This window comes from Agromyces larvae, assembly GCF_022811705.1.
GTDB classification, from domain to species: Bacteria; Actinomycetota; Actinomycetes; order Actinomycetales; family Microbacteriaceae; genus Agromyces; species Agromyces larvae.
On record NZ_CP094528.1, the window covers coordinates 3,950,404 to 3,974,220 of the forward strand.

Annotated in this window: 24 protein-coding genes; 18 read left to right on the forward strand and 6 right to left on the reverse strand. The window is 72.2% G+C overall.

The genetic code is table 11. From position 1 onward, the window contains the following. Positions 1 to 44: 44 nt before the first annotated feature. Positions 45 to 1,385: a serine hydrolase domain-containing protein gene (locus MTO99_RS18755; RefSeq protein ID WP_243555713.1), complete on the forward strand. Its 1,341-nt coding sequence runs from the start codon at positions 45 to 47 to the stop codon at positions 1,383 to 1,385. Positions 1,386 to 1,399: 14 nt separating this feature from the next. Here MTO99_RS18755 and MTO99_RS18760 read toward each other — a convergent pair whose 3' ends face one another. Continuing rightward, positions 1,400 to 2,107, reverse strand: a complete 708-nt coding sequence (locus MTO99_RS18760; protein ID WP_243555715.1) for an endonuclease/exonuclease/phosphatase family protein — start codon at positions 2,105 to 2,107, stop codon at positions 1,400 to 1,402. A 48-nt stretch (positions 2,108 to 2,155) separates the two neighbouring features. On the opposite strand from MTO99_RS18760, the gene MTO99_RS18765 reads away from it, so the two are divergent. Continuing rightward, positions 2,156 to 2,587: a pyridoxamine 5'-phosphate oxidase family protein gene (locus tag MTO99_RS18765; protein WP_243555717.1), complete on the forward strand. Its 432-nt coding sequence runs from the start codon at positions 2,156 to 2,158 to the stop codon at positions 2,585 to 2,587. 22 nt (positions 2,588 to 2,609) lie between these two features. Here the strand turns inward: MTO99_RS18765 and MTO99_RS18770 are convergent, their stop codons facing one another. Next, a complete protein-coding gene (locus tag MTO99_RS18770) occupies positions 2,610 to 3,212 on the reverse strand; it encodes a TetR/AcrR family transcriptional regulator (protein ID WP_243555719.1) in 603 nt (200 codons plus the stop codon). A gap of 254 nt (positions 3,213 to 3,466) precedes the next feature. Here MTO99_RS18770 and MTO99_RS18775 point away from each other — a divergent pair, with 254 nt between their 5' ends. Together MTO99_RS18775 and MTO99_RS18780 are read left to right on the forward strand one after the other, a co-directional pair. Continuing rightward, a complete protein-coding gene (locus MTO99_RS18775) occupies positions 3,467 to 4,672 on the forward strand; it encodes an acyl-CoA dehydrogenase family protein (protein ID WP_243555728.1) in 1,206 nt (401 codons plus the stop codon). A 34-nt stretch (positions 4,673 to 4,706) separates the two neighbouring features. Beyond that, positions 4,707 to 5,849, forward strand: coding sequence for a CaiB/BaiF CoA transferase family protein (locus MTO99_RS18780; RefSeq protein ID WP_243555730.1), 1,143 nt, complete (start codon positions 4,707 to 4,709; stop codon positions 5,847 to 5,849). Between the two features lie 16 nt (positions 5,850 to 5,865). Here MTO99_RS18780 and MTO99_RS18785 read toward each other — a convergent pair whose 3' ends face one another. Next, complete coding sequence (locus MTO99_RS18785; protein WP_243555738.1) at positions 5,866 to 6,999, reverse strand: epoxide hydrolase family protein; 1,134 nt, start codon at positions 6,997 to 6,999, stop codon at positions 5,866 to 5,868. Positions 7,000 to 7,081: 82 nt separating this feature from the next. On the opposite strand from MTO99_RS18785, the gene MTO99_RS18790 reads away from it, so the two are divergent. The 3 genes from MTO99_RS18790 to MTO99_RS18800 all read left to right on the forward strand — a co-directional run bounded on the left by MTO99_RS18790 (position 7,082) and on the right by MTO99_RS18800 (position 9,686). After that, positions 7,082 to 8,038, forward strand: a complete 957-nt coding sequence (locus MTO99_RS18790; RefSeq protein WP_243555746.1) for a helix-turn-helix transcriptional regulator — start codon at positions 7,082 to 7,084, stop codon at positions 8,036 to 8,038. A gap of 36 nt (positions 8,039 to 8,074) precedes the next feature. Then, complete coding sequence (locus MTO99_RS18795) at positions 8,075 to 8,863, forward strand: siderophore-interacting protein (RefSeq protein WP_243555748.1); 789 nt, start codon at positions 8,075 to 8,077, stop codon at positions 8,861 to 8,863. Positions 8,864 to 8,930: 67 nt separating this feature from the next. Beyond that, the gene (locus MTO99_RS18800; protein ID WP_243555749.1) at positions 8,931 to 9,686 is read left to right on the forward strand and encodes an SDR family oxidoreductase; all 756 of its coding nucleotides are present in this window, start codon (positions 8,931 to 8,933) and stop codon (positions 9,684 to 9,686) included. On the opposite strand, the gene MTO99_RS18805 is transcribed toward MTO99_RS18800, so the two are convergent. Further along, positions 9,631 to 10,509 carry a 3-methyladenine DNA glycosylase gene (locus MTO99_RS18805; protein WP_243555752.1) on the reverse strand — a complete coding sequence of 293 codons (879 nt, stop codon included), beginning with the start codon at positions 10,507 to 10,509 and terminating at the stop codon, positions 9,631 to 9,633. The genes MTO99_RS18800 and MTO99_RS18805 overlap by 56 nt on opposite strands. A 71-nt stretch (positions 10,510 to 10,580) precedes the next feature. Between MTO99_RS18805 and MTO99_RS18810 the strand changes: the two genes are divergently transcribed. The 4 genes from MTO99_RS18810 to MTO99_RS18825 are packed head-to-tail and all read left to right on the forward strand — an operon-like array spanning position 10,581 to position 15,309. Next, positions 10,581 to 11,003, forward strand: coding sequence for a pyridoxamine 5'-phosphate oxidase family protein (locus MTO99_RS18810; RefSeq protein ID WP_243555754.1), 423 nt, complete (start codon positions 10,581 to 10,583; stop codon positions 11,001 to 11,003). After that, on the forward strand, positions 11,000 to 11,881 hold the full coding sequence (locus MTO99_RS18815) for an LLM class flavin-dependent oxidoreductase (protein WP_243555756.1): 882 nt from the start codon (positions 11,000 to 11,002) through the stop codon (positions 11,879 to 11,881). The genes MTO99_RS18810 and MTO99_RS18815 overlap by 4 nt, the downstream gene beginning before the upstream one ends. Before the next feature lie 49 nt (positions 11,882 to 11,930). Continuing rightward, on the forward strand, positions 11,931 to 13,457 hold the full coding sequence (locus MTO99_RS18820) for an ATP-dependent DNA ligase (protein ID WP_243555758.1): 1,527 nt from the start codon (positions 11,931 to 11,933) through the stop codon (positions 13,455 to 13,457). A 16-nt stretch (positions 13,458 to 13,473) separates the two neighbouring features. Continuing rightward, entirely contained in the window at positions 13,474 to 15,309 is a 1,836-nt protein-coding gene (locus MTO99_RS18825) for an SLC13 family permease (RefSeq protein WP_243555760.1), read from the forward strand. 24 nt (positions 15,310 to 15,333) lie between these two features. On the opposite strand, the gene MTO99_RS18830 is transcribed toward MTO99_RS18825, so the two are convergent. Continuing rightward, a complete protein-coding gene (locus tag MTO99_RS18830) occupies positions 15,334 to 15,510 on the reverse strand; it encodes a hypothetical protein (RefSeq protein ID WP_243555762.1) in 177 nt (58 codons plus the stop codon). Positions 15,511 to 15,544: 34 nt separating this feature from the next. After that, positions 15,545 to 16,594 (reverse strand): LacI family DNA-binding transcriptional regulator, encoded by a 1,050-nt coding sequence (locus MTO99_RS18835; RefSeq protein ID WP_243555764.1) that lies wholly within the window; start codon positions 16,592 to 16,594, stop codon positions 15,545 to 15,547. Between the two features lie 106 nt (positions 16,595 to 16,700). Here MTO99_RS18835 and MTO99_RS18840 point away from each other — a divergent pair, with 106 nt between their 5' ends. The 7 genes from MTO99_RS18840 to MTO99_RS18870 all read left to right on the forward strand — a co-directional run bounded on the left by MTO99_RS18840 (position 16,701) and on the right by MTO99_RS18870 (position 23,802). Beyond that, a complete protein-coding gene (locus tag MTO99_RS18840; RefSeq protein WP_243559192.1) occupies positions 16,701 to 17,606 on the forward strand; it encodes a carbohydrate ABC transporter permease in 906 nt (301 codons plus the stop codon). Beyond that, a complete protein-coding gene (locus MTO99_RS18845) occupies positions 17,603 to 18,472 on the forward strand; it encodes a carbohydrate ABC transporter permease (protein WP_243555765.1) in 870 nt (289 codons plus the stop codon). Before MTO99_RS18840 ends, MTO99_RS18845 begins: the two co-directional genes overlap by 4 nt. 58 nt (positions 18,473 to 18,530) lie before the next feature. After that, the gene (locus MTO99_RS18850) at positions 18,531 to 19,874 is read left to right on the forward strand and encodes an ABC transporter substrate-binding protein (protein WP_243555767.1); all 1,344 of its coding nucleotides are present in this window, start codon (positions 18,531 to 18,533) and stop codon (positions 19,872 to 19,874) included. Positions 19,875 to 19,896: 22 nt separating this feature from the next. Beyond that, complete coding sequence (locus MTO99_RS18855) at positions 19,897 to 21,678, forward strand: glycoside hydrolase family 35 protein (RefSeq protein ID WP_243555769.1); 1,782 nt, start codon at positions 19,897 to 19,899, stop codon at positions 21,676 to 21,678. Between the two features lie 78 nt (positions 21,679 to 21,756). Beyond that, positions 21,757 to 22,209 (forward strand): VOC family protein, encoded by a 453-nt coding sequence (locus MTO99_RS18860; protein WP_243555771.1) that lies wholly within the window; start codon positions 21,757 to 21,759, stop codon positions 22,207 to 22,209. A 68-nt stretch (positions 22,210 to 22,277) separates the two neighbouring features. Next, positions 22,278 to 23,234, forward strand: coding sequence for a cytochrome b/b6 domain-containing protein (locus tag MTO99_RS18865; protein WP_243555773.1), 957 nt, complete (start codon positions 22,278 to 22,280; stop codon positions 23,232 to 23,234). 25 nt (positions 23,235 to 23,259) lie between these two features. Next, positions 23,260 to 23,802: a hypothetical protein gene (locus tag MTO99_RS18870; RefSeq protein WP_243555782.1), complete on the forward strand. Its 543-nt coding sequence runs from the start codon at positions 23,260 to 23,262 to the stop codon at positions 23,800 to 23,802. The last annotated feature ends 15 nt before the right edge of the window (positions 23,803 to 23,817 follow it).

The following is a 23,817-nucleotide window of genomic DNA, read 5'->3' on the forward strand; positions in this document are numbered from 1 at the left end:
ACGGCCGATTCGGTCGAAGGCCCTGCGATTGTTAGCATCCACCGGTGAAGATCCTCCGTCGGGTGCTCGCCGTCGTCGCCGTCACCCTCCTCGTCGTCATCGCCGGAGCCGTCGGCGTCTACTGGTGGCAGCGCCCCATGCTCCTCACCGGCACCGGGTACGCGGCCCACAACGCCTGCGCGGTGAACGAGGTCGCGGGCCGTGACGACCCCGCCTCCGACTTGCCGCCGAACCCGCTCGTGCCCTACCTGCGGGTCGACGGCGCAGGCGACCCGACGAACGGCACGCTGCTCGGGGTGCTCGCCCGGCAGCAGGCGTGGTTCACCGAGGGCTTCGGCTGCACGCTCGCCGGCGACCGCCCCGACCTCGGCGAGGCGACCCCGATCGATGCGGACGGCAACCCGTTCGCCGAGGCATCCGCACCCGAGGCGAACCCCGACCTCGAAGCGGCCCTCGACGCCGCCTTCGGCGCCGGCCTGTCGGCGGCCGACGCGGCCGCGCTCGGCACCCGCGCGGTGGTCGTCGCGAAGGGCGGCGAACTCGTCGCCGAGCGCTACGCCGACGGATTCGACGCCGACACCCCGCAGCTCGGCTGGTCGATGTCCAAGAGCGTCACCGACCTCATGGTCGGCGTGCTCGCGAAGCAGGGCGACGTGTCGCTCGACGACGACCGCCTGCGTCCCGAGTGGACCGACGGCCGCGCCGACATCACCGTCGAGCAGCTGCTGCGCATGACCAGCGGCCTCGAATGGGACGAGACCTACGACGTCGGCACGCCCATCACGCGCATGCTCTACCTCGAGCCCGACATGGGCGGGTTCGTCGCGAGCCTGCCGCTCGAGCACGAGCCCGGCACGGTGCAGGAGTACTCCAGCGGATCGACGACGCTGCTCTGCTCGGTGCTCGTCGAGCGCACCGGGCTCGGCGCGAACCTGCCGCGCGACACCCTGCTCGGCCCGCTCGGCCTCTCGTCGGCGGTGTTCGAGCCCGACGCGGCCGGCACGCCGGTCTGCTCGTCGTACCTCTGGATGACCCCGCGCGACTGGGCCGCGATCGGCCGATTCGCGCTGCAGAACGGCGAGTGGAACGGCGAGCAGCTGCTACCCGAGGACTGGATGGCGCGCTCGCTCGAGGTGCTGCCCGTCGACGCGACCGACGACCCCGGCTTCGGCATGTCGTGGCGCACCAACGTGCTGCCCGACGGCACGCTGCGCTGGCCCGAGCTGCCCGAGGACACCTACTACGCTGCCGGTCACGACGGCCAGAAGGTGCTCGTGGTGCCGTCGGAGGACCTCGTCGTCGTGCGCATGGGCTTCACCCCGGCGTACGACGAGGACCCGTCGGTCGTCGCCCTCGTCGAGGCCGCGATCGCTGCGCTCGGCTGACGCGCGCTCGCGACTCAGATGACGACGTCGATGTCGTCGGCCAGCGGCAGCCCGGCGTACTCGGCGTCGACGAGGATGGGCAGGTGATCGGATGACCCGCGCGGCAGCGTCTGCACCCGCCGGATCTCGAGCCCGGCGGACGTCGCGAAGTCGTAGTGCCCGCGGAAGAACTTGTACCGCGTGTAGGTGCGGCTGTCGCTGAGCGTCAGCTCGTAGCCGACCTGCTGCACCTTGTCGGCGAGGTTCTCCTTGAAGACCGGGTAGTTGTAGTCGCCGACCATGAGCGTCGGCAGGCCGGGCCCGAGGAACTGCAGTTCGCCGAGCGCCGAGCGGATCTGGTGGCGGCGCAGCGAGTTCAGCGCGGTCAGCGGCGCCGCATGGAACGACGCGACGATGACCTCGCGCCGGGCGTGCGCGAGGTCGACCAGGCGGGCGCCGAGCAACCGCTCGTGCGCGGGCCGCAGCACCCGGTCGTGCAGCGACTTCTTCAGCGCGAACGCGCGCAGCGCGCGGGGCTCGAGCCGCTCGGGGTCGTAGTACATCGCCAGCCCCAGCCGGTTGCCGCTCGTCGAGTGCGCGAGGCGCAGGCGCCCGACCTGCTCGGCCAGGGCGCTCGTGTCGCACTCCTGCAGGCAGATGACGTCGGGACGGTAGCGCTCATCGAGCGCCGCGAGCTCGGAGATCGCGCGGTGCTTGCGGAGGTTGTAGCTGATCACCAGCATCGCTTCAGCCTAGAACGCCGACCCGGACGTTTCCCCTACGCTGGCGCGATGGACGTGCAGCAGCTCATCGATCTGGTGCGCCTCGAGCGCGCCGGCGTCGTGGCCACGCTCGCCGCCGACGGCGCGCCCCAAGCGGCGTACCTCTCGATCGCGGCCACCGATCGCGGCGAGCTGGTGTTCGACGCCAAGCCCGATTCGCGCAAGGTCGCGAACCTGCGGCGCGACCCGCGGATCGCGGTCGTGGTGGGCGGCGACCGCGGCGTGACCCTCCAGTGCGAAGGCGTCGCCGATCTGCCGACCGGGGCCGAGCTCGAGCGGTGCACCGCGGCCTACCTCGCCGCGTTCCCCGAGTTCGCGTCGTCGTTCGACGCGGGTGCGGTCGTGGTCCTGCGGGTGCTGCTCGACTGGGCGCGCTCCGGCGACTTCCGCGGCGAGCATCCGCTGATCGAGGACGTCGAGCTGGGCGCGCCGCCGGCCTGACCGGCGAACCCTCGAACCGGGCTCATCCCGATCGGTCGGCGGCGTCGCCGACCGCCGCCAGCAGCGCCGGCACGGCGATCTCGAGGATGTCGTCGCGCCCGATCGTGCCGCGCTGCAGCCACTCGCGGCAGAGCGCCTTGATGAGCGGTGCGAGCGCGCGCACCCGTGCCCGGGTGGGGGGCGTGTCGTCGGCGCCGACCGCGTCGATGACGAGCTGGGCGGCGCGGTCGTCGGCGGCGTCGACGATGGCCTGCACGTCGGAGCCGTCGTGCAGGCCCTCGGCGCCCGAGGTCGTCACCCACTCCTGCCCGTAGGCGATGGCGCCGTCGAGGATCCAGCCGATGACTCGGGCCGCGCGCTCGCGCCGCGGCCGGCCGTCGAGGTCGGGCAGGCCGCCGACCGGCAGGCGCACCGTGATCGCGAGCACGGCGAGGAACAGGTCGCGCTTCGAGCCGAAGTAGTGGTTCAGCAGGCCGCGGGTCACGCCGGCGGCCTGGGCGAGCTCCTCCATCGAGACCGACGCGTAGTCGCGCTCGCGGTAGAGGTCGCGGGCGGCCGCGATGATGCGCTCGCGACGCTCAGCGGGCGGCAGTCGCACCCGGCGCGTGCTGACGGCTTCGGACACGCGGTCAGTCTGTTCCGGCTATTGGCAGGCTGTCAACACGAGACTAGGCTCAGCGCCATGCGCAGCGACTCCGATGTCGTGGTGATCCGATCCGGTTTCGACGGAAGCGTCACCGTGCTGCGCCGCGCGGCCTCCCGCTGCTCCCGATCCCGGCGGCGCCACCGCGCCGCCGCCACCCGGTGCCGGCCCGACCGGCCGCGCACCTGCCGAGTGCATCCCGAACCGGGACGCGCCCCACAGGAAGGACGAACACCATGACCCTCGCCGACTCACGCACCGAGGCATCCGCCCGGCCCGCGCCGCCTGCGCCGTTCTACGGCGAAGACCACGAGGCGTACCGCGAGACCGTTCGCGAGTTCCTCCGTCGCGAAGTGGTGCCGAACTTCGACCGCTGGGAGGAGGAACGACTCATCCCGCGCTCGGTGTGGAAGGCCGCCGCCGAGGCCGGGCTCTACTCGCTCGCCATCCCCGAGGAGTACGGCGGGCCCGGCGAGCCCGACTACCGGTTCCGCATGGTCGTCTGCGAAGAGGTCGCGCGCACGAACACGACGTCCTTCGGCGTCGGCATCGGCCTGCAGGACGACATCATCACCCCCTACTTCCTGCACGTCGGCAACGACGAGCAGCGGCAGCGGTTCCTGCCCGGGCTCGCGTCGGGCGAGCTGATCGGCGCGATCGGCATGACCGAGCCCGGCACCGGCAGCGACCTGCAGGGCATCCGCACCACCGCGGTGCGCGATGGCGACGACTGGATCCTGAACGGGCAGAAGACGTTCATCTCCAGCGGCATCCAGGCCGACTTCGTGATCGCGGTGGCCCGCACCGATCCCGACGCCGGGTCGAAGGGCTTCAGCCTGTTCATCGTCGAGACCGGCATGCCCGGGTTCGAGCGCGGACGCAAGCTCGACAAGGTCGGCATCGTCGGGCAGGACACCGCCGAACTGTTCTTCCGCGACGTGCGCGTGCCCGCCGCGAACCTCGTCGGCGAGGTCGGCGGCGGCATGGCCTACCTGATGCAGAACCTGCCGCTCGAGCGGCTCGGCATCGCGATCGCCTCGCAGGCCGGCGCCGAGGCCGCGCTCGCGTGGACGCTCGACTACGTGTACGAACGGCGCGCGTTCGGGCAGCGGATCGGCGACTTCCAGAACACCCGGTTCGAGCTCGCCGAGATCGAGACCGAGGTGGAGGTCGCGCGTGCGTTCGTCGAGCAGGCGGTGCTGAAGTACAACGCCGGCGTGCTGTCGACGGTCGAGGCGTCGAAGGCCAAGTGGTACGTCTCGGAGCTGCAGCAGCGGGTCGTCTACCGCTGCCAGCAGCTCTTCGGCGGGTACGGATTCATGCTCGAGTACCCGATCGGCAAGGCGTACCGCGACGCCCGCATCCAGACCATCTACGGCGGCACCACCGAGATCATGAAGGAGATCATCGGCCGCGCCCAGGCCGCCAGGTACCGCGGGTGAGCGAACGGTTGCCCCGCGGGCGGACGTGCGCCGCGTGACCGGTCCGCTCGCGGGCATCCGCGTGGTCGAGCTCGGCGGCATCGGCCCGGCGCCGCACGCGGCGATGGTGCTCGCCGATCTCGGCGCCGACGTGGTGCGCATCGAACGCGACGGCGCCCTCGGCGTGGGCGACGACGAACGACCCGACCTCACCCTGCGCGGCCGGCGGCGGATCGCACTCGACCTCGGCACCGCCGACGGGGCGGCCGCCGCGCTCGAGCTCGTCGACCGCGCCGACGTCGTGATCGAGGGGTACCGGCCGGGAGTGGCCGAGCGGCTCGGCCTCGGCCCCGACACGTGTCTGGGCCGCAACCCGCGCCTCGTCTACGGGCGGGTCACCGGGTGGGGGCAGGACGGCCCGCGCGCGACCCACGCGGGGCACGACCTGAACTATCTCGCGCTCACCGGCGCCCTGCATGCGATCGGGCGTCGCGGGGAGCGACCCGTGCCGCCGCTCAACCTGGTGGCCGATTTCGGCGGCGGGTCGATGCTCGTCGTCACGGGGGTGCTGGCCGCCCTCGTCGAACGGTCGGTATCGGGCCGCGGGCAGGTCGTCGACGCGGCGATGGTCGACGGCGTGTCGCTGCTCATGCAGCTCACCTGGTCGATGCGGTCGGTCGGGCAGTGGTCGGATGCCCGTGAGGCGAACCTGCTCGACGGCGCCGCGCCGTTCTACGACACGTACGCCTGCGCCGACGGCCGATTCGTCGCGGTCGGCGCGATCGAGGAGCGGTTCTGGGCGCAGGTCGTCGCGGGGCTCGCGGAGACGGGGGCGCTCGCGGCCGCGGGCGTCGCCGACCTCGCCGACCTGCCCGACCGGAACGACCCGCACGACTGGCCGGCGCTGCGCGACGTGCTCACCCGGGCGTTCGCCACCCGGCCACGCGACGCATGGGCCGAGGTGTTCGGCGGCACCGACGCGTGCGTCACACCCGTGCTCACGCTGGCCGAGGCCGCCGCCGACCCGCACCTCGCCGCACGCGGCACGCTCGCCCCCGTCGGCGGCGTCGTGCAGGCCGCGCCCGCGCCGCGGTTCTCGCGCACCGCGGCGGACGCGCCGCACCCGCCCGCACCGGTCGGGCGCGATGCCGACGCGGTGGGGCGGGTACTGGAGGAGTGGCGCGACGCGGCCGGCTAGGCCGAGCGCAGCCCGGTCAGGCCGAGCGCAGCCCGGCGAAGAAGGCGCGAAGGTCAGATGCCACGGCCTCGGGCGCCTCGAGGGCGGCGAAGTGCCCGCCGCCGTCGAACCGGCTCCAGTGCACGATGCGGTCGTTGTCGCGCTCGGCGAACACCCGGATCGTCTGGAAGTCGTCGGCGAACACCGCGACCCCCGTAGGCGAGTGGTTCACGGCGGGCTCCGGAGCATCCTGCGCGTTCTCGTAGTAGGCGCGCGCCATGCCGGCCGCGGAGTTCGTGAACCAGGCGACGCTCACCGCGGCGAGGATCGCGTCGAGCGGCACCTTCGAGGTGCCGTTGCCGAACGACTCGAACAGCTCGCTGTAGGCGAGCAGCCCGACGGGGGAGTCGCTGAGCGCGGCCGCGATCGTCTGCGGGCGGGACGCGTTCATCGTGTTGTACCCGCCGACGCGCTGGAACCACTGCATGTGCTCGAGGCCGGCGTAGTCGGCGGGCGTCAGATGCTCGAACTCGCTCGGGTCGCCCGACGGGAACGAGAAGAGCTGCAGCACGTGCAGGCCGAGGAATCCCTCGGGTTCGGCCAGGCCCAGCTCGCGCGCGACCATCGCGCCGTTGTCGGAGCCGTGCACGCCGTAGCTCTCGTAGCCGAGGGCGCGCATGAGCGCGTCGTAGGCGCGGGCGACGCGGGCGGTCGTCCACCCCGGCTCGCGCACCGGGTTCGAGAAGCCGAAGCCCGGGGCATCCGGGATGACGACGTGGAAGGCGTCCTCGGCCCGCCCGCCGTGGGCGACCGGGTCGACGAGCGCGTCGATGACGTCGAGGTAGTCGATCGCCGAGCCCGGGTAGGTGTGCGCGAGCAGCAGGGGCGTCGCCTGCTCGTGCTTCGAGCGCACGTGCAGGAAGTGGATCGGCTGCCCGTCGACCTCGGCGATGAAGTTCGGCACCGCGTTGATGCGGGCCTCGACCGCGCGCCAGTCGAACTCGCGCCAGCGGGCGACGGCGTCGGCGAGGTAGTGGTTCGGGGTGCCGGTCTCCCAGGTGTCGCCGGGCGCCGGCTGGGGGAGCCGGGTGCGGGCGAGGCGGTCGGCGAGGTCGTCGAGGTCGGCCTGCGGGACGGCGACGGTGAAGGGGCGGATGGCTGCGATGTTCATGTCTCCGAAGGTACGATCCAAACAGGAACGGATGATTCCTGATTCGCGAGATCCGTTCCGCCGGACTCGGAAGGAGCCGCCCATGGCCGAAGCCGCCACCCGCCTGCTCGCACTGCTCGCGCTGCTGCAATCGCGGCCGTCGTGGACCGGGCCCGAACTCGCGGGGCGCCTCGACGTGTCGACCCGCACCGTCCGCAACGACGTCGAGCGGCTGCGCGGGCTCGGGTACCCGGTCGATGCGGTGCGCGGCGCCGCCGGCGGCTACCGGCTCGGGGCGGGCGGCCGCATGCCGCCCCTGCTCCTCGACGACGAGGAGGCGGTCGCGGTCGCGATCGGGTTGCGCGCGGTGAAGGGCGTCGCGGGCGTCGCCGAATCGGGCGCGCGGGCGCTCGCCAAACTCGAGCAGGTGCTGCCCGCGCGCCTTCGCCCGCTCGTCGAGGCGGTCACCCAGGTCGTCGACCATGCGCCCGAGAACACCGGCACGGATGCCCCCGACCCCGAGGTCGACCCCGCGGTGCTGCAGGCGATCGCGACCGCCATCCGCGCCGCCGAGTGGTTCCGCTTCGACTACCGCGGCGACCCCGCCCTGGTCGAGCCGTACCGCCTCCTCGCGTGGCAGCGCCGCTGGTACCTGGTCGGGCGCGTGCCCGAGTCGGGGGAGTGGCACGTCTACCGCGCCGACTGGATCGCCCCCCGCATGCCGACCCGCCGGCGGTTCACCCCGCGGCTCGTGCCCGGCGGCGACTACACGGCGTTCACGATGCGGGAGGTCGCGGCGAGCGGCTGGAACGTGCACGCGAGGCTGCGGGTGGATGCCCCGGCCGAGGCCGTGCTCGCGCGCATCCACCCCGCGGTCGGCGTGGTCGAAGCGGTGTCCGACGAGGCATCCGTGCTGGTGACCGGCGCCGACACGCTCGAGACGGTCGCGGCGTACATCGGCATGCTGGGCATGCCGTTCACGGTCGAGTCGCCCGTCGAACTGCGCGCGCATCTCGGGCGACTGGCGGGGGTCTACGCACGGGCGGCGTCGACCGGGTAAGGTAAGCCTCACCTGCCCTGTCACCCGGAGGAACCCGTGGCCTCGAGCAACATCGCCATCACGCACGCCGAGACCGGCCTCGTCACCGCCGACGTCGTGCGCGCCGAGCGCATCTCACCCCACTTCGTGCGGCTCACCATCGGCGGCGACGCGCTCGCCGACTGGCGCCACGTCGGATTCGACCAGTGGTTCCGGCTCGCGGTGCCGACGAGCGACCACACCCGGTTCGACAACCTCTCCGAGACGTACACCACCGCGGCGTACCTCAAGTACCTGATGCTGCCGAAGGCGACCCGGCCGGTCATCCGCAACTACACGGTGCGCGAGTTCCGCCGCGAGACGCGCGAGCTCGACATCGACTTCGTCGTGCACGGCGACACCGGCGTGGCCGGGCCGTGGGCCGAGACCCTGCCGATCGGCGCGACCGTCGCCCTCATCGACCAGGGCTGCGGCTACCGCCCGGTCGCCGACGCCGATCGCGTGCTGCTCGTCGGCGACGAGAGCGCGCTGCCCGCGATCGCCGGCATCCTGCGCGATCTGCCCCGCGATGCTCGCGGGCACGCGGTGATCGAGGTGCCCGACCTCGACGACCGTCGGCCGGTCGATGCGCCCGACGGCGTCGAGGTGCACTGGGTCGACCGCGGCGACGCCGCGCACGCGGGGGCCGCGGCGCTCGCACGGGTGCACGAGCTCGAACTGGATGCCTCGCTCGACGCGTTCGCCGCGGGCGAGTCGAAGCTCGCGACGGGCGTGCGCCGCCACCTCGTCAACACCGTCGGCGTCGCCAAGCCGAACATCGACTTCTGCGGGTATTGGCGGCTCTGAGGATCCGTGTCACAGCCGGGCGTGGCATCCGGTCGAAGCTGGTGACCGTCGAATGGAAGGACCAGCCATGAAGATCGCCGTCGCCGGAGGCACCGGCCTCCTGGGCTCGAAGGTCGTCGCCGTCGCGCGCGAGCGCGGGCACGAGGTCGTCGTGCTGTCGCGCTCGGCGGGCGTCGATCTCGTCAGCGGCGACGGGCTGGCCGACGCGCTCGACGGGGTCGATGCCGTCATCGACGTGAGCAACCGCAACACCCTGAAGGCCGGCGACGCGATCGACTTCTTCACCGCCGCGACCCGGTCGCTGCTCGCCGCCGAGCAGGCCGCCGGCGTCGGTCACCACGTCGCGCTCTCCATCGTCGGCGTCGATCGGGCGCCGTACGCGTACTACGCCGGCAAGCTCGCGCAGGAGCGCGAGGTCGAGGCGGGCCAGGTGCCCTGGACCCTGCTGCGGGCGACGCAGTTCCACGAGTTCGCGCAGCAGATGCTCGACCGGTTCTCGTTCGCCGGCCTGCACCTCGCGCCCACGGCGCGCACCCAGCCGGTCGCGGCCGACGACGTCGCGGCGCGGCTCGTCGATCTCGCCGAGGGCGAGCCGGCCGGTCGGGTCGCCGACCTCGCGGGGCCCCGCGAGGAGCAGCTCGTCGACATGGTGCGCAAGGTGGCCGCCGCGCGCGGCCTGCGCGGTCCGGTCGTGCCGCTCACCGTGCCCGGCAAGCAGATGGCGGCGATGCGGCGCGGCGACGTGCTGGCGGGCCCCGGCGCGCAGCTCACGACGCAGTCGTTCGACGAGTGGCTCGCCGGGCAGCCGGGAACGCCGCGCTGAGCAGTCGTTCGCGCAGCGCGTTGCCCCGCTCGGCGAACCGGCGCTGCCGGCGCACGTACTCGGCTTTGCCCTCCGGCGTCTCGATGCGCACCGGTACCCCGCCCCAGGCGGCCGCGTCGTAGGGCGAGGCCTCCATGTCGAGGGTGCGGATGTCACGGGCGAGCTCGAACGCGTCGAGCAGCAGCTCGCCCGGCACGAGCGGCCCGAGCTTCACCGCCCACTTGTACACGTCCATGCCGGCGTGCAGGCAGCCGGGCTGCTCGAGCTCCGGCTGGGTGTCGCGGGTCGGCGCGAACCGGTTGCGCGGCACCGCGTCGGGGGTGAAGAAGCGGTACGCGTCGATGTGGGTGCAGCGCAGGTCGTGCGCCTCGACGACCTCGTCGGTGCCCGCCTGCCCGAGCCGCAGCGGCACGGCGTGCCGGTGCTCGGCCTGGCGGTACACCATCGCCCACTCGTGCAGCCCGAAGCATCCGAACGATGCCGGGCGTGCGGCCGTGAGCCGCAGCAGCTTCTCGATCGAGCGCAGCAGCGGCGCCTTCTCGGCGCGCATCGCCGCGGCGTCGACGGTGAGCGAGCCGGGCGCAGCGCCCGGTGCGTACCAGCGCCACCCGGCGCGCGGCTCGCCGGCCGCGTCGGCCAGTTCGACGCCCGCGCCCGGATGCCAGCGGCGCAGCAGGCTCGGCGAGTACGCGTAGTAGGTGAACAGGAAGTCCTCGACCGGATGCGTCGCTCCGCGCGACGTCCGTTCGCGGCGCGCCGCGGTGAGCGCATCGGCTCGCGTCGCGTGCGCGGCCTCGCGGGCGCGCCACTCCGTCTCGTTCACCCCACGAGGGTACGCGGCCACGCTGGGCGTCCGCCCTTCCGCGCGATGTCCCGGAGCGGCAGACTTGGGCCATGACCGCTGCAGCCGACGACGAGATCGAAGACCGCGAACCCACCCGACGCCTCGACAAAGAGGAGTGCTGGCAGCGCATCGTGGCGTCGCCGTTCGGGCGCATCGCGACGACCGCGGCGGGCGAGGTCGACATCTACCCGGTGAACTTCGCGGTCGACGGCGAGACGATCGTGTTCCGCACCGCGCCGGGGTCGAAGCTGCTCGAGATCATGGTGCACTCGCGGGTCGCGTTCGAGGTCGACGGCTACAGCGACTCCGAGGCGTGGAGCGTCGTCGTGAAGGGCGAGGCGGAGGAGTTCTCGAGCGAGCCCGAGGTCGAGGCGGCGCAACTGCTCGGCATCGAGCCGTGGGCGCCCGAGCGCAAGGACCGCTGGGTGCGCATCCGCGTCAGCGAGGTGCACGGGCGGTCGTTCGCACGATGACGCGGGCTCCGCGCATCGGCGTCATCTTCCAGCCGGCGTTCCCGCCCGAGCGCTTCCGCGCCGTCGTCGAATCGGCCGAGCGGGCCGGCGTGCCCGAGCTGTGGCTGTGGGAGGACTGCTTCCGCGAGTCGGCGTTCGCCGCGGCGGCCGCCGCACTCGCCTGGACCGACCGGCTGCGGGTCGGCATCGGCATCGCGCCCATGCCGTTGCGCAACGTCGCGCTCACCGCGATGGAGATCGCCACGATCGAGCGGCTCTTCCCGGGTCGGCTCATCCCGGGCGTCGGGCACGGCGTCCTCGACTGGATGGGGCAGGTCGGGGCCCGGGTCGCGTCGCCGCTGACGCTCATGCGCGAGTACGTGCCCGCGCTGCGGGCGCTGCTCGCCGGCGAGGAGGTCACGACGAACGGGCGGTACGTGCGGCTCGACCGGGTGCGGCTCGACTGGCCGCCCGCCGCGGCGCCCGCGGTGCTCGCCGCGGGCGAGGGCCCGAAGACCCTGCAGCTCACCGGCGAGGTCGCCGACGGCACGATCATCCCCGCCGGGGCGTCGACCGAGCGCATCGCCGCATCCGTCGCGACGGTCGCAGCGGGGCGGGAGGCGACCGGCCGCGCCGGGGCGCCCGACGTGGTGGTGTTCGTCATGGCGGCGTTCGGCGGCGCCGACGCGCGCGAGCGCGCGATCGCCGATCTGCGCCCGTGGCATCCGAACGCCGACGACTCGCTCGTCGCCGCCGGCGACGTCGACGACGTCGTGGCCGCGGTGCAGCGGTACGCGGCGGCCGGCGCGACCTCGGTCATCCTGCAGCCGACCTCGAACGAGCCCGATCTCGAGAGGTTCTCGGCCCGGGTCGGCGAGGTGGCGCGCGCGATCGGCTGACCCCGGCTCGACCCGGCCGCGTGTCGGCGGTCGGTGCCAGACTGGCCGCGTGCGATTCGACGAGGTGGTGCAGACAGCCGAGACGGTCGCCTCGACCCGGTCGCGCCTCGCGAAGGTCGACGCGCTCGCCGGGCTGCTCGCCCGCCTCGAACCCGACGAGATCGCGCCGGCCGTCGGGTTCCTCACCGGCAAGCCGCGGCAGGGGCGCATCGGCGTCGGCTGGCGCGGCATCGGCGCGGCCATGGGCGATGCGGCGGATGCCCCCACCCTCGACGTCCTCGACGTCGACGCCGCGCTCGACCGGCTGGCCTCGGTCGAGGCCGGCACCGGGTCGTCCGCCGAGCGCGCGGGGGCGCTGCGCGCGCTCACCGCCCGAGCCACCGCCGCCGAGCAGGATCTGCTCGCCCGCATCATCCTGGGCGAGCTGCGCACGGGCGCGCTCGAGGGCGTGCTGCTCGACGCGATCGCCCGTGCCGCCGACCGCCCCGTCGCGTCGGTGCGTCGCGCCGCGATGCTCTCGGGCGACCTCGGCGACACCGCCCGGCTCGCGCTCACCGGCACGGCGGCCGACCTCGACGCGGTCGGCCTCGTCGTCGGGCGCCCCGTGCTGCCGATGCTCGCGGCGACCGCGCCGACCGTGGCCGACGCGGTCGGGCAGACCGGCGAGGCATCCGTCGAATTCAAGCTCGACGGCGCGCGCATCCAGGCGCACCGCCGCGGCGACGAGGTGCGGGTGTTCACCCGCAACCTCGCCGACATCACCCACCGCCTGCCCGAGGTGGTCGAGGTCGTGCGCGGGCTGCCGGTCGAGTCGGCGATCCTCGACGGCGAGACCCTCTCGCTCGACGAGCACGGCGCGCCCCGGCCGTTCCAGGACACGATGGCGAGGTTCGGCGCCGACGCGAGCCGCGAAGCGGTGCTGCATCCGTGGTTCTTCGACGTACTGCACGTCGACGGGCGCGACCTGATCGACGAACCGCTCGCCGCACGCCTGGCCGAGCTCGAGCGGATCGCCCCCGACCACCGCATCCCCGGGGTGGTGACCGCCGACGCGGCGATCGCCGAGCAGGTGTCCCGCGACGCGCTCGGCGCCGGGCACGAGGGCGTGGTCGTGAAGGCGATCGAGTCGCCGTACGCGGCCGGTCGCCGCGGGTCGAGCTGGGTCAAGGTCAAACCCGTGCACACGTACGACCTCGTCGTGCTCGCCTGCGAGTGGGGGTCGGGCCGGCGCACCGGCTGGCTGTCGAACCTGCACCTCGGGGCGCTCGACCCCGACGGCGAGTTCGGCGAGCCCGGCGGGTTCGTCATGGTCGGCAAGACGTTCAAGGGCCTCACCGACGACCTGCTGCGCTGGCAGACCGAGCGGTTCCCCGAGATCGAGGTGCGGCGCACCGCCGGCACGGTCTGGGTCGCACCGGTCACCGTCGTCGAGATCGCGATCGACGGCGTGCAGCGTTCGACCCGCTACCCCGGCGGGGTCGCGCTGCGGTTCGCGCGGGTGAAGCAGTACCGCGACGACAAACGGCCCGAGGAGGCCGACACCATCCAGACCCTTCGCGCGCTGCTGCGCGGCTGAGCGATACCGTGGCCATGTGAACTGGCAGCTGCTGGTCGTCCTCGCGATGCTGATCGCGGCGATCGCCATGTTCGCGATCAACCGGCCGCGCATGGACGTCGTCGCGGTCATCCTGCTCGTCGCGCTGCCGCTCACCGGGGTGCTGACCGTGCCCGAGACGCTCTCGGGCTTCGCCGACCCGAACGTCGTGCTCATCGCCGCGCTCTTCGTCATCGGCGAGGGGCTCTCGCGCACCGGCCTGACCTACCGGTTGGGCGACTGGCTGTCGGCGACGGCCGGCACCAGCAGCACCCGGCTCATCGTGCTGCTCATGCTCAGCGTCGCGCTGCTCGGCGCGTTCATGAGCTCGACCGGGGTGGTCGCGATCTTCATCCCGGTGGTGCTCAGCATCGCCGCACGGCTCGGCGTCTCGCCGCGGCAGCTCATGATGCCGCTCAGCTTCGCCGCGCTGATCAGCGGCATGCTCACCCTCATCGCGACCGCACCGAACCTGGTGATCGACGCCGAACTCCGGCGTGCGGGCGCCGACGGGTTCGGGTTCTTCTCGGTCACCCCGTTCGGTCTCGTGATCCTCGCGCTCGGCATCGGCTATCTGCTGGTCGCCCGTCGGTTCCTCGGCTCCGACCCGGCCGACGAGTCGAGCCGCCGGGCGCGCACGTACGACCAGCTCATCGGCGACTACCGGCTCGCCGACCGCGAACGGCGGGTGCGCGTCGACCGCGGGTCGCCGCTGATCGGGCGCGAGCTCGGCGAGCTCGGCCTGCGTGCGCACGGGATGCACGTCATCGGCGTCGAGCGGCGGCGGTGGCTGCGACGCACCCTCGAGGTGACCGCGTCGGCCCCGGCCACCCGGATCGCGCGCGGCGACGTGCTGCTCGTCGACCTCTTCGAACGTCGCGACGACCTGGTGCCGACGCTGCAACGACTCCGGCTGCGCCCGCTGCGGACGGCGCCGGGGTTCCTCACCGAACGCTCCCGCGAGGTCGGGCTCGGCGAGATGATCCTGCCGCCGAACTCGGCCGCGCTCGGCCGCACCGTCGGCGAGCTGCGCACCCGCGACACCTACCGGGTCGACGTGATCGGCCTGCGGCGCGGCACCGAGGCGATCCCGGGTGCGCTGAACGCCGAGCGGCTGCAGCTCGGCGACACGCTGCTCGTCGTGGGCGCCTGGGAGGACGTGCAGCGGCTGACCTCCCGCAGCGCCGACTTCCTCTCGCTCGCCCTGCCCGCCGAGGTGCGCGAGCAGTCGCCCGCCGCGAATCGGGCGCCGTTCGCGCTTCTCAGCGTGGTGGTGATGGTCGTGCTGATGGTCACCGGCATCGTGCCGAACGTCATCGCCGCGCTCATCGCGTGCCTGCTGATGGGGCTGTTCGGCTGCATCGACATGCCGAGCGCGTACCGGTCGATCCACTGGCCGACGCTGCTGCTCATCGTCGGCATGCTGCCGTTCGCGCTCGCGCTCGAGCGCACCGGGGGCATCGACATCGCGGTCACGGCGCTGACCTCGACGCTCGGGCAGGGCAGCCCGACGCTGCTGCTGGCCGGCCTGTTCATCACGACCGCGGTCATCGGGCTGTTCGTCTCGAACACCGCGACGGCGGTGCTGATGGGCCCGGTCGCGATCGCGACCGCCGACCACCTGGGCGCCTCGCCGTATCCGTTCGCGATGGTCGTCGTGCTCGCCGCATCGGCGGCGTTCATGACGCCGGTTTCGTCGCCCGTGAACACGCTCGTGCTCGGTCCGGGGCGCTACCGGTTCGCCGACTTCCTGAAGATCGGCGCACCGTTCACGGTCGTGGTGCTCATCGTCGCGATCACGATGGTGCCGTGGCTGCTGCCGCTGTACCCGTGAGGCCGCGCAGCGGGCCGAGCGCGCTCAGTCGCTGTCGTCGTCCCCGTGGATGCGCGTGCTGCGCGGGATGGGCCGCCCGTCGGGCGCGTAGTCGACCATCGCGGCGGCCCGTCGGCGCGCCCGGCGGTTGTACGCCTCCTTGAGTTCCTCGTAGCGATCGTGCGAGACGAGGTGGTGGTCGGTCTCGCGCTGTTCGCCCATCGCGTCCCCCCGGTCGTCGTGCGCTGCGTCGAGCCTACGACGCGGCAGCCGAGCCCGCACCGGTCGATGCCGCGTGCCGCGGCCCCGAGCTTTCGCGAACGACGAGTTCGGTGGGCACGAGAGCACTGGCGCGCCGCTCGCCCGTCTCGACCTCGTGCAGCAGCGCTTCGACCGAGCGCCGGCCGACCTCGCCGAAGAACTGGCGCACCGTCGTGAGCGGCGGCCAGTAGCTGCGCGCCTCCTCCATGTCGTCGAAGCCGACCACGCTGACGTCGTCGGGCACGCGCCGACCCGACTGGTGCAGGGCGCGCAGCACGCCGAGGGCCATCTGGTCGTTCGCGGCGAAGATCGCGGTGACCTCGGGGTCGGATGCCAGGGCGAGTCCGTGCGCGTGGCCCGACTCGCTCGACCAATCGCCGACCAGCACCTGGGGCACCTCGGCGCCGTGGGCGCGCAGCGTGGCCTCCCACGCCTCGCGCCGGTGGGTCGCGGAGTACGAACGGTCGGGGCCGGCGAGGTGGTGCACGGTGCGATGCCCGAGGCCGAGCAGGTGCTCGGTCGCGAGACGAGCGCCGTGGGCCTGGTCGGTGTCGACCACCGTGTACCGGTCGCCGGCGGTCGAGTCGACGACCACGACGGGCAGCTCGGGCGGCAGTTCGATGTCGCTCTCGTCGAGCAGGTGCGCCTCGACGATGATGATCACGCCGTCGACCGCCTCCTCGGCGAGTCGGTCGACCGCGACCGAGACCTCGCCTCTCGTGGGGTGGGGGACGGGGATGAGCGTGATCGAGTACCCCGCGTCGGCTGCCGCCGCGGCGATCGCGTCGAGGGTGCGCATGTTGCCGAAGCTCGAGAGGGTGAACATGATGACGCCGATCGAGTGGAACCGGCCGCTGCGCAGCGCCCGCGCCGCGCTGTTCGGGCGGTAGCCGAGCGTGCGCATCGCGTCGAGCACGCGTTCACGGGTCTCGGCATCGACGTTCGCGCGGCCGTTCGCCACGCGCGACACGGTCTGGCCGGAGACGCCGGCCTGTCGGGCGACATCGGCCATCGACGGGCCGCGGCGGCGGGCGGTGGCGGTCATCGGGCTCCTTCGTCGGCGGTCACATTTCGAGACTGGCGGATGTTGACGTGAACATGCTACGGTCTCGGCGAAGCATGTTGACGTGAACATGCCCGATTGGACTCAGATGACGACGACGTCCCCGCCGATACTCCGACGCCGCGGCAACCGCAGCGAGTGGAAGGGCCTGGCCTTCACCGCGCCGTTCCTCGTGGTGTTCCTGCTTGTGTTCATCGCGCCCGTCGCGTACTCGATCTGGCTCAGCCTCTTCCGCGAGCAGCTCGTCGGCGGCAACGCCTTCGTCGGCCTCGAGAACTACGCGCAGCTCATGGCCGACCCGCAGTTCTGGGACGGGTTCCTGCGGGTCCTTCTGTTCCTCGTCGTCCAGGTGCCGATCATGCTCGCGATCGCACTCGTCGCCGCGCTCGCCATCGACAGCGCGCGCCTGCACGCCTCGGGCTTCTTCCGCATCGCCGTCTTCCTGCCGTACGCCGTGCCCGCCGTGGTGGCCGTGCTCATGTGGGGCTTCATCTACGGCGACAAGTTCGGGCTCGTCGGCAACGTGAACGACTGGCTCGGAGCATCCGTCTTCGCGCCCTTCGCACGCGACTGGATCCTGCTCTCGATCGGCAACATCGTGACCTGGGAGTTCGTCGGCTACAACATGCTGATCTTCTACTCCGCGCTGAAGGTGATCCCGACCGAGCTCTACGAGGCCGCCGCGATCGACGGCGCCGGGCCGACCCGGGTCGTCACCGCCATCAAGATCCCGGCACTGCGCGGAGCCATCGTCATCGCCACGATCTTCTCCATCATCGGCAGCTTCCAGCTGTTCAACGAGCCGAACATCCTGCGCACGCTCGCGCCGAACATCATCACCACGTTCTTCACCCCGAACATGTACGCCTACAACCTGTCGTTCGCGGGCCAGCAGTACAACTACTCGGCCACGGTCGCGATCGTGATGGGCGTGATCACCGCGGTGATCGCCTACGTCGTGCAGCTCCGCGGCTCCCGCAAGGAGGTGCGATGACCCGCCCGCTGGTCTCACCGCTGAAGCCCCGCAAATCGGTCGCGTTCACGATCCTGATGGCGCTGCTGGCCCTCTACGCGCTGGTGCCGATCCTGTGGCTCCTGATCAACTCCACGAAGACCCAGGCCGGGCTGTTCTCCAGCTTCGGCCTCTGGTTCGACGACGACTTCGTGCTGTTCCAGAACATCTGGGAGACCCTCACCTACCGCGACGGCATCTTCCTGCGCTGGCTCGGGAACACGCTGCTCTACGTGGTCGTCGGCGCCGGCGGCGCGACGCTGCTCGCGACCCTCGCCGGGTACGGGCTCGCGAAGTTCCGGTTCGCCGGGCGGCGCGCGATCTTCGCCGTCGTGCTCGGGGCGATCGCCGTCCCCGGCACCGCGCTCGCCGTGCCGACCTTCCTCATGTTCAGCCAGCTCGGGCTCACGAACACCCCGTGGGCGATCATCATCCCGTCGCTGATCAGCCCGTTCGGGCTCTACCTGATCTGGGTCTACGCCGTCGACTCGGTGCCGACCGAACTGCTCGAGGCCGCCCGCATGGACGGCGCCGGCGAGTTCCGCACCTTCTTCACGATCTCGATCCGCCTGCTCGCGCCCGGCATCGTGACCGTGCTGCTGTTCACCGTCGTCGCCACCTGGAACAACTACTTCCTGCCGCTCATCATGCTGAGCGACCCGAACTGGTACCCGCTGACCGTCGGCCTCAACCAGTGGAGCGCCCAGGCCACCGGGGTGAGCGCCCAGCCCATCTACAACCTGGTGATCACCGGGTCGCTCCTCACCATCATCCCCATCGTCGTCGCGTTCCTCGGCCTGCAGCGGTTCTGGCAGTCGGGGCTCAGCGCCGGAAGCGTCAAGCAGTGACGCGCACCACCCACCCATGCACCACGCACCGCACGAAGAAGTGAAGGGAACCACGCACATGTCCACCCACCGCACCGCACTCCGGCGCACCCTGGCCGTCGCGGCGACCGCCGCGCTCGCCACCGTCGCGCTCGCCGCCTGCACCTCGTCGCCCGACGGCGGCTCGGGCTCAGGCGACGCCACCGACCTCGACGCCGCCCTCGAAGCCGGCGGCGAGCTCACCTACTGGAGCTGGACCCCCAGCGCCGAAGCGCAGGTCGCCGCCTTCGAGAAGGCGTACCCGAACGTCGACGTCGAACTCGTCAACGCCGGCACCAACACCGAGGAGTACACGAAGCTGCAGAACGCGATCAAGGCCGGGTCGGGCGCCCCCGACGTCGTGCAGATCGAGTACTACGCCATCCCGCAGTTCGCACTGTCGGACTCGCTCGTCGACCTCGGCGAGTACGGGCTCGACGAACTGGAGGACCAGTTCAGCGCGTCCACCTGGGGCGCCGTGAACGTGGGCGGCAAGCTCGTCGGCCTGCCGCAGGACTCGGGCCCCATGGCGCTGTTCTACAACAAGGCCGTGTTCGACCAGTACGGCATCGCCGTGCCGACCACCTGGGACGAGTACGTCGAGGCCGCACGTCAGCTCCACGCCGCCGACCCGACGAAGTACATCACCTCCGACACGGGCGACGCGGGCTTCACCACGAGCATGATCTGGCAGGCCGGTGGTCGCCCCTTCGCGGTCGACGGCACCGACATCACCATCGACCTCGCCGACGAGGGCACCCGGCAGTGGACGGGCGTCTGGAACCAGCTCATCGAGGAGGGCCTGCTCTCGCAGACCCCCGGCTGGACCGACGAGTGGTACCAGGGCCTCGGCGACGGATCCATCGCGTCCCTCGTGACCGGCGCCTGGATGCCCGGCGTGCTCGAGTCGAGCGTGGCCGACGCGGCCGGCGACTGGGCGGTCGCGCCGATGCCGACCTACGACGGCACCCCGGTGTCCGCCGAGAACGGCGGCGGCGGGCAGTCGGTGACGAAGCAGTCGAAGAACCCCGCGCTGGCCGCGGCGTTCCTCCGCTGGCTGAACAGCGACCCCGCGTCGATCGAGGTCTTCCTCGAGTCGGGCGGGTTCCCGTCGACGACCGCCGAGCTCAACGACCCCGCGTTCCTGGCGTACGAGTCCGACTACTTCGGCGGCCAGAAGATCAACGAGGTGCTCGTGCAGGCGTCGAAGGACGTGTCGAGCGGCTGGCAGTACCTGCCGTACCAGGTGTACGCGAACAGCATCTTCGGCGACACGGTCGGCCAGTCGTACGCGAACGCCGGCGACCTGAACGACGGCCTCGCCGACTGGCAGGACAAGCTCGTCGCCTACGGCAACGACCAGGGCTTCAGCGTCAACCGCTGACCCGCCCGATCACAGGAGAACCATGAGCCGCTTCGCCATCGGCGCGACCGACTTCGAGCTCGACGGCCGGCCGCACCGCATCCTCGCGGGTGCACTGCACTACTTCCGGGTGCACCCCGATCTCTGGGCCGACCGCATCCGCAAGGCCCGGCTCATGGGGCTGAACACCATCGAGACGTACGTCGCGTGGAATGCGCACGAACCGCGCCGAGGCGAGTGGGATGCCACGGAGGCACTCGACCTCGGCCGGTTCCTCGATCTCGTCGCCGCCGAAGGCATGCACGCGATCGTGCGCCCCGGGCCGTACATCTGCGCCGAGTGGGACAACGGGGGCCTGCCCGCCTGGCTGTTCCGCGACGCCGAGGTCGGCGTGCGCCGCAGCGAACCGCGCTACCTCGATGCGGTCACGCGGTATCTCGAGCGGGTGTACGAGATCGTCGCGCCCCGCCAGATCGACGACGGCGGCCCGGTCGTGCTCGTGCAGATCGAGAACGAGTACGGCGCGTACGGCGCCGACAAGGACTACCTCGCCGAGCTCGTCCGGGTCACACGCGAGGCCGGCATCACGGTGCCGCTGACCACCATCGATCAGCCCGTCCCGCAGATGCTCGCCGACGGCAGCCTGCCCGGCCTGCACCTCACCGGCTCGTTCGGTTCGCGGGCGGCCGAGCGGATGGCGGCGCTCCGCGAGTTCCAGCCCACCGGCCCGCTGATGTGCATGGAGTTCTGGTGCGGATGGTTCGACGATTGGGGCTCCCACCACCACGTGACGGATGCCTCGGAGAGCGCCGCGGAACTCGACGCGATCCTCGCGGCCGGCGGGTCCGTGAACATCTACATGTTCCACGGCGGCACGAACTTCGGCCTCACGAACGGCGCCAACGACAAGGGCCGCTACGCGCCGATCACGACGAGCTACGACTACGACGCGCCGCTCGACGAGGCGGGGCATCCGACCGGGAAGTACTTCGCGTTCCGCGAGGTGATCGCGAGATACGCACCGGTGCCCGAGGAGGTGCCGTCGCCGCCCGCCCCCGCACCCGGGTTCGAGGCGACCCTCGTGCCCGGGCCCGCGCTGCTCGCCGTCGCCGACCGGCTCGGCGAGGGATCCGATCACGATGCCCTGCCCAGCCTCGACGACCTCGGCCAGGACCGCGGCATCGCGATCTTCACGACCGAGCTGCCCGGCCGACCCGCGTGCGACGGCCCGGCGACCCTCGTCGTCGGCGAGGAGGTGCGCGACCGCGCGTGGGTGCTCGTCGACGGGAAACCCGTCGGCGTCCTCGCGCGCGATGCGCACGAGCGCGCCCTGCACCTGCCCGCCGCCCGCGGCGAGCTCGCGATCGTCGTCGAAGACCAGGGCCGCGTGAACTACGGCCCGCGCATCGGCGAGCACAAGGGACTCATCGGCGGCGTCGCGCTCGACGGGGAGGACCTGCGCGGATGGCGCGCCCGGCCGCTCGACCTCGACCGGGTGCCCCGGCTCGCGACGGAGTGGGCGGATGCCGCGACCGACGTCGCGGCGGGCCCGGTCGCCGGCCCGCGGTTCTGGACCGCGGCGTTCGACCTCGACGCGGCGGCCGACCTGTTCCTCGACACCGGCGACTGGGGCAAGGGGCTCGTCTGGGCCAACGGGTTCCTGCTCGGCCGCTACTGGCGACGCGGACCCCAGCGCACGCTCATCGTGCCCGAGCCGGTCACCCGACCCGGGCGGAACGAGCTCGTCGTGCTCGAGTTCGAGGCGCTCGCCGAGGCATCCGCGCGCTTCGTCGCCGCACCGCTGCTCGGCCACGCCGAGATCTAGGGGGTGGTGGCCCCGGGCCGCGGCGCGTAGCGTGTGCCGCGCCGCGACCCCGGCGCGCGGCGACCACAGGGGGAGATCATGGCGAACCTCGTCGTCCACTTCGAGATCCACGCGTCCGAGCCGCAGCGGCTCATCGACTTCTACTCCGAACTGCTCGGCTGGCGGTTCACCCGCTTCGGCGAGACGGAGTACTGGGCGATCGACACCGGCGAGGGGTCGGTCCGCAACGCCGGCGAAGCCGGGCACGGCATCAACGGCGGCCTGACCCGACGCGGCGCCGACGGCCTGCCCGCGAGCACCGGATCGCCCGAGATCGGCGCACCGGTGAACGGCTGCAACCTCGTCATCGGCGTCGACGGCGACATCGACGCGGTCTACGCGAAGGGCCTCGCGCTCGGCGCGACCGAGGCGGTGGCGCTCGCCGACCTGGAGGGGGTGGGCCGGGTCGGCTACCTGCTCGACCCCGACCGCAACGTCTTCGGGCTGATCTCGCCGGTCACGAGCGACGGCGTCGACCAGATGTCGGCGTAGCCGAGCCGGGTTCGTCGCGCACCGACGCTCATGTTGCGCCGGGGCATCCGGTTTGCCATCGTGATCTGGTGCCCGACCCCACCATCCGCACCGCGCTCGCCGACGTCTCCTGGAAGCGCGTCACCAGGTGGGCGCTCGCCGCGGTCGTCGCGTTCGCGCTCGTCGTCCTGCTCGCGAAGTGGGTGCGCACCCTCCCCGAGGTCGCCGCGTTCGTCGAGACCTACCCCGGGGACGCGCCGCTGCCCGACTGGGCGCCCGTCGGGATCCCCGCATGGGTGGGCTGGCAGCACTTCTTCAACGCGTTCCTGCTCGTGATGCTGGTGCGCACCGGGCTGATCCTGCGCGCCAAGCAGCGACCGACGGCGTTCTGGACCCGCGACAACTCGCGCTGGCCCCGCACGAAGCGGGCGCCGCGCCGACTCGGCATCTCGCTCTGGCTGCACCTCTGGGTCGACGCGTTCTGGGTGCTGAACGGCATCGTCTACGTCGTGCTCCTGTTCTCGACCGGCCAGTGGGTGCGCATCGTGCCGACCGACTGGAGCGTCGTGCCGAACGCGATCTCGGTCGCCCTGCAGTACGCGTCGCTCGAGTGGCCGACCGAGAACGCGTGGGTGGTCTACAACGCGTTGCAGGTGCTGAGCTACTTCGTCGTCGTGTTCGTCGCCGCGCCCGTCGCGATCGTCACCGGGCTGCGGCTGTCGCCCGTGTGGCCCCCGACCGGCCGCATCGCCGCGCTGCCGACCGAGAAGGTCGCCCGGGCCTGGCACTTCCCGACCATGCTGTTCCTGCTCGCCTTCACGTTCGTGCACGTCGTGCTCGTCTTCGCGACGGGCGTGCTGCGCAACCTCAACGTGATGTACACGTCGCGCGACGTCGACGACTGGGTCGGCTTCGCGGTCTTCGCCGCGTCGGTCGCGGTGATGGCGATCGGCTGGGTGCTCGCCCGGCCGCTCATGCTGCTGCCGGTCGCCGAGAAGACGGGTCAGGTGAGACGGATGCCACCGGCCCGGCCGCCCGCCCCGTAGCTGTCGACCGACGTAGACTGCGGAAATGGAGCCACCGGTCAGCACCACGCTGGTCGTCGTCGGTGATGAGGCGGCGACCGCGATCCACGCCCTCGAACGGTTCCCGAACGTGCGCGCGACCACCTTCGGCGACGCGCCGGATGCCTCGGACGTCGACGTCTCGCGGTGGTCGGCCGCCGGTGCGAAGCCGTACGTCGTGCACGACCACGACCCGCTCGGACATGTCGCCGCCGCGTGGGTCGAGTTCTTCGACGACCAGTCCACGTTCGAGGTGCTCGAGCTCGAGATCGAACGCGCCGTCGAGGCATCCGCGCGCCGGGCCATGCACGTGCCCGACTACTACGTCGTGCTCCACCCCGAGAACCTGCCGACGACCTGGAAGCACTGGTGGCTCGGCGTCGTCGCCGAGGCGTCGCCGACCCGGGTCATCCCGTGGCCCGACGCCGACGACTCGCTCGCCCGACTGCTGCGCAGGCTGCCGACCGGCCGGGCGTGGCCCGACGTCGACCGGTGGCTGCCGACCGTCGCCGCACAGGTGCCCGACCGGGTGGGCCTCGGCGGTGCGTGAACGTCCAGCCTCCGC